This window comes from Protofrankia sp. Cr1, assembly GCF_963555865.1.
Lineage (GTDB): Bacteria > Actinomycetota > Actinomycetes > Frankiales > Frankiaceae > Protofrankia.
Genome location: NZ_CAUVXO010000176.1, coordinates 5250 through 9932 on the forward strand (window position 1 = coordinate 5250; position 4683 = coordinate 9932).

Consider the following 4683-nt stretch of genomic DNA (forward strand, 5'->3'; position numbering starts at 1 on the left):
GGGACGGGATCGATGAGGGGCACGGCAACCGGGCCCTTGGTCCCGCGGACCCGGTCGAGCGAGGCGAACCCCACCAGCGGGCGAGTGTTGAGCACCAGGGCAGTCGCTCCCGGGTCGTCGACCTCGGCGGCGACCCGCAGGATGATCCTGAGTCGCTCGGCCGTGGTGACGATCGTGTCGTACATGGCCGGGGACTGGGTACGGCTGAACAGGACGCATGCCTGGTGTTCCAGTTCCCGGAACGGAACCTGTTCGCGGCTGGCCCAGTCGTGCTGTTTGCCGACCACGGCCACCAGCGGCAGCCGCAGCACCTCGCGGGACCGAAGATCGTTGGTCGGCGGCAATCCGAATATGAAGCCGACGTCGAGTTCGCCGTTGAGCAGGCCCTTGAGCTGGGGGCCTGTGCGTCGTTCCCACAGGTGGGCGACCAGCCCGGGGTGGGTGGCGTGCAGCCGAACGAGGGTTGGCTGCAGGACGCGATGACCGGCCGGGAAGTTGTAGCCGATGTTGATCGTGCCAGCGCGCCCGGCAGCTGCGTCGCGGGCGGCCTGAACGGCTTTGCCGGCCTGATCGAGTATCCGTTTTGCTTCGGTTTGGAACGCGACCCCCGCCGGTGTGAGTCGGACTTCGTGGGAGGTGCGGGCCACCAACTTGACGCCGACTTCGCGTTCAAGGCGTTGCAGGTGTTGGCTCAGTGACGGCTGGGCGAGGTGAAGCTTGCCCGCCGCCCGTCCGAAGTGCAGCTCATCCGCGATGGCCAGAAAGGATACCAGATGTCGAAACTCCATTAAGCCCTCCGCGCCGGAAGTCCGTGACCAGCCTACCTGGCGCGACTAACGGGCGGTGACGGGCGAGTGTTGTCCTGAAGAATTATGCGGTATGCATGTGTCTGGAAAAGAAATACCGGCATGGATCCCGCCGGTTGGCGTCTCGACCCATCGTTGAGGATACGTCCGACCACGGAATTGCGCGCACCCGACCCGGGAGACGCCTACGTCCACCGCTTGCCGTTGTCGCCGAAGACCTCGCGTGCGGGTCGGGAGCCGAAGTGCCCATCGAGGATCTCGAAGCTGTCGAGCGTGACGAGCGCCGGATGGGTGACGGCGCAGGAGTGCGCGAGCCGCAGCAGCTCATGCCGTAGGCCACGGACGTAGTTGGCGACGCGGGCCGACTTGTCCCGCGGGTCCAGCCCGCGGGTCAGCCAGCGGGACTGGGTGGCCACTCCGGTGGGGCAGCGGTCGGTGTGGCAGCGTTGCGCCTGGATACAGCCCAGCGCCAGCATCGCCTCCCGGCCGACGTTGATCAGATCACAGCCCATGGCCATGGCCAGCAGCGCGGTCTCGGGGAAGCCGAGTTTGGCCGAGCCGACGAAGACTATCCGGTCGTCCAGGCCGGCCTCCACGAAAACCCGGTGGACCCGACTAAAGCCGATCTTGAAGGGGAGTGCGACATGGTCGCTGAAGGCGAGCGGCGCCGCACCGCTGCCACCTTCACCACCGTCGACGGTGATGAAGTCGACCCCGCGGTCTGTGGCCGCCATCTGCCGGGCGAGCTGCTCCCAGAATGTCGCCTCACCCACAGCCGACTTGATCCCGACCGGTAGCCCCGTCGCCGCGGCGATCTCCTCGACGACGTCGAGCATGCTGTCGACGTCACCGAACGCCGTGTGGGTCGACGGGCTGTAACAGACTTCGCCGGCCTTCACCCCGCGGATGCGGGCGATTTCGGGGGTGACCTTCGCAGCCGGCAGGATCCCACCCAGACCGGGTTTCGCGCCCTGACTGAGCTTGATCTCGACTGCGCGGATCGGGTGCCTGGCGGCGAGGTCGACCAGGCGCTCAAGGCTGAACCGGCCGTCCACAGTGCGGCAGCCGAAGTATCCGGTGCCGATCTGGAAGATCAGATCACCACCGTGCAGGTGGTGCTCGGATATCCCGCCCTCGCCGGTGTTGTGCAGACAGCCGGCCATGGCGCAGCCCTGGTTCAGTGCGGTGGTCGCCGGCGCGCTCAGTGCACCGAAGCTCATGCCCGAGACGTTCACCACCGACGGTGGTCGCAACGCATGCGGCCGACCGCGTGCCGCGCCGAGCACCTTCTGGCAGGCCAACAGGTTGTCCGTGGCCGCGGGCCCCGGCAGTGGGAACGCCGCCGGTTTGATGATGAGGTAGTTCGCCGACAGTTCCAGGTCGTTGGCGGTGCCGAAGCCCGTGTTGGCGTTGTCCTGCTTGGCCGTGGCGTACACCCAGCGGCGTTGGTCGCGGCTGAAGGGCCGCTCCTCGTCGTTGCCGGTGACGATGTACTGGCGCAGCTCCGGCCCCACGTCTTCGAGCAGGAAGCGCAGGTGCCCGACGACGGGGAACGTTCGAAGGATCGAGTGCCGGCGCTGCAGGAGATCATAAAGCGCCACCGCGCACACCAGCAGGGTGAATCCCAGCATGACGAAGCCCAGCATGATCCATCCGGTCATCACCGTCACCCCGTCCAACCGGCCGCCGCCCATCCCTGTCCGTCTCGATGTCTATATACGCTCAGGCTCGGATCGGGCGGATGCTGGGCTGAGAGGTGGGTATCGGGCGAGATGCGGCAGCCGGTGGCGACAGGTGATGCCGTGACAGGCGATGCCGTGACAGGCGATGCCGTGAACCGTGATGGCGTGACACGTGCTGGCGTGCTGCCGGCGAGCCTCAATCCGCGGGTCCGAGCCCCGGGCGGCTCGCCGGCGCGGGGTGCCTCCGAGGTCTTCTCAGGGTTGCTTCAGGTGGTTTTCGCGCTGCTTTCGGTCGTCGTACTGGTGGCGAGCGTTGGTGGTTGGGTGCTCTACAATCATCTCAACGGAAAGATCACCAGAGTAGATCTTGGTCTCACCGGCCAGCGGCCGGCTGCCCCGGCCCGTGGTGTCGAGAACTACCTGCTGGTGGGTACCGACAGTCGGGCCGGCAGCGGCGGCGCCTATGGCGACGCGCCCGGCCAGCGCTCGGATACCACGATCCTCGTCCACCTCGCCGCGGACGGCACCAGCACCATGGTGTCCTTCCCTCGTGACACGTTGGTCACCATTCCCGAGTACACCGACACGAACGGCCACCGACACGGCGCGCACCGGGCCAAGTTCAACTCGGCGATCGCGGACGGTGGCCCATCTCTGCTGGTCAACATGGTCGAGGGGCTCACCGACATCCGGATCGACCATTACGTGTCCATGGACCTCGAGGGCTTCCGTGCCATCACGGATGCGATCGGCGGTGTCGCTGTCTGCGTCCTCCCGTCGACCTACCGGGACGTCTTCTACGACAACAACGTGCGGAAGGTCAGCACAAACACCAACGACCCGATGAGTGGGTTCCTCGGCGGTCCCGGGACTGTCCAGGTGGACGGCCGCCAGGCGTTGGCCTTCGTCCGGCAGCGACACGGGCTGCCCGAGCAGGACCTCGACCGCATCCGACGCCAGCAGCAGTTCATCGGAGCCCTCTTCCGCAAGGCGATGGCCAGTGGGGTGCTGACCAGCCCGGTCAAGCTTGAGGCGCTGCTGTCATCGGTGACATCCGCGCTCACCCTCGACAGTCATACGGGCATCGCAGACCTGCGGGGACTGGCCACTCGGATGCGGGATGTGGCCACGGGAAGTATCCATACAGTGACTTTGCCGACCCATGCCCCGACCCGCGCGGAAGGCGCCATCGGCGACTCGGGTGAGCTCCCCGGACTCGGCGCCGTCCAGCTCTACGATCCGATCGACCTCGAACGTATCGTCGCGCCGCTGCGCCCCCCGGACAGTGGCACCGAGGTGTCCCCGTCGCCGCTGCCGTCGGTGTCCGGGTCCGGGTCCGGGGCGAGCGGCGCCACCCCCGTCACGCCGGCAGACCAGATCACGGTCGAGGTCTACAACGGTTCGACGGTCGCGGGGCTTTCGTCCCGCGCCGCCACCGCGCTGACCAGGCACGGTTTCCGCGCCTCCAACGAAGGCAACGCATCCCTGCGTAGCCACACGAGTTCCACGGTTGTCTACGGCCCAGGTCAGGACACCGCCGCGCGCACCCTGCAGGCTGCCGTGCCCGGCTCCACGCTCCAGCGCGATCCGACCGCGACCCGCCTTGAACTGATCGTCGGATCATCGTTCACCGGGGTCGTCGCAGACGCAGCGGGCGGCCAGCCGACCGGCGTAGGACCGGCCGCGACCACGGGCGGGGACGCTGCCGCGTCGGCGCATCCGAGCACCCCCGTCCCGGCCGCGGCCCCGACCTGTACCTATTGAGATCCACTGTCAGTCGGAGATCGTGAGGACTTCCGAGAGTGGCCGGCGCGGGGCCGGCTCAGCCGGGACACCGCCGGCCGCCGGCAGGCCGAGGCGAATGACCATCTGGACGGTTCCGGTGCTGTCGAGGATCTCGCGCAGCACGACTCGGATCGCGTCGATGTCCTCGGCGTGCCCGATGGGACACGCGGCCACCGAGAGGGCCGTGGCGCTCAGCAGAACCCGCGCGAGCGCCTGACCCGCTGCCATGCGGTCGATCGGACGGTCGGCGGCGGTGCCGAGCACAACGATGGAATCCTGGCCGTCCACCTGGCCGGGCCGAGCGGATGGCGCGTTCGTCGCGAGGTGATCGTCGGTGCCGGTGTCGTCCAATGTGGCCAGCCAGGCGTCCTCGGTCGCGGCAGCGTCCTGGAGCGCTGCCAGGACGCCGG

The 4683-nt window shown here is 67.9% G+C and carries 3 protein-coding genes and 1 pseudogene; 1 reads left to right on the forward strand and 3 read right to left on the reverse strand.

The genetic code is table 11. From position 1 onward, the window contains the following. The coding region (locus U9980_RS14885; RefSeq protein WP_322768456.1) for a LysR family transcriptional regulator at positions 1-788 on the reverse strand (788 nt) is incomplete at its 3' end. Positions 789-991: 203 nt separating this feature from the next. Further along, entirely contained in the window at positions 992-2452 is a 1461-nt protein-coding gene (locus U9980_RS14890) for an FMN-binding glutamate synthase family protein (protein WP_416210278.1), read from the reverse strand. A gap of 156 nt (positions 2453-2608) precedes the next feature. Between U9980_RS14890 and U9980_RS14895 the strand changes: the two genes are divergently transcribed. Further along, positions 2609-4252: an LCP family protein gene (locus U9980_RS14895; protein WP_322768458.1), complete on the forward strand. Its 1644-nt coding sequence runs from the start codon at positions 2609-2611 to the stop codon at positions 4250-4252. A gap of 9 nt (positions 4253-4261) precedes the next feature. Here the strand turns inward: U9980_RS14895 and U9980_RS14900 are convergent. Next, positions 4262-4683: pseudogene (locus tag U9980_RS14900) on the reverse strand (hypothetical protein); the annotation flags it as partial.